Origin of the sequence: Bartonella sp. AA126HLJHH (assembly GCF_042197425.1) — a bacterium.
GTDB lineage: Bacteria > Pseudomonadota > Alphaproteobacteria > Rhizobiales > Rhizobiaceae > Bartonella.
This window is the reverse complement of record NZ_JBHIRU010000120.1, coordinates 1-686: the sequence shown is the minus strand read 5'-3', so window position 1 is coordinate 686 and position 686 is coordinate 1. Positions and strand designations below refer to the sequence as shown.

1 protein-coding gene is annotated in these 686 nt (G+C 47.2%); it reads right to left on the bottom strand.

Translation table 11 applies throughout. The features are described 5' to 3' along the window. A partial coding sequence (locus tag ACFIQC_RS10065) for a phage late control D family protein (RefSeq protein ID WP_375707151.1) occupies positions 1 to 686 on the bottom strand: 686 nt, incomplete at both ends.

Below are 686 nucleotides of genomic sequence, written 5' to 3'. Positions count from 1 at the left end.
CCATTGATTTGCCCACGAAACCCTTGAAGGATGAGAGGTTGATCCGCCATGATTTCAGGGCGTCCCTCAAGGGTCAAAGAACCACTGCCTACAGCACGACATAAGCGATCCGACTCGGAAGCAGCGGCAGATAAAGCTTCCTCTTGACATGGATAACAACTGCGAAGACGCCGCACGGGACCGCTAAACCCTGTCTGATGTTTGACTTGGCATTGCTGCCCTTTTGAGCGATCAAAATAAGAAGCTTCAATGGTGCCATATTGCGTGCGTGGCTCTAACGTGAATTCCCAGTTAGAACAGTCATGCTTATGGATGTCGAGTGCTGGTAAATTGTCCCCGCTTAAAAACAAAAACTTATTGTCCTTGATCAAAAAACGTGCCCGCATGCGATCGGCAAGGCGGGTTAAAAAATCAACAGCCGATTGATCTGTACGAATCACATAAGGCAAAGTTTGTGTGGTGAACTGGGGACTAACCTTTGCTTGATAGCCATGGCGTTTGGCAAGTGTCTCAACAATCTCACCAACAGTTTTGTGATCAAAATGCTCACTCACCTGTTCTTTGAGCTCTTTACGCATCGAGGCACTTTTGCCACAAAGGCGCAAAATCTCTCCATCGCTGCCTCCAATACTCACAACCGATTCGACAACAAAACACCCCATAAATGCACTGATGCTGTTCTCATA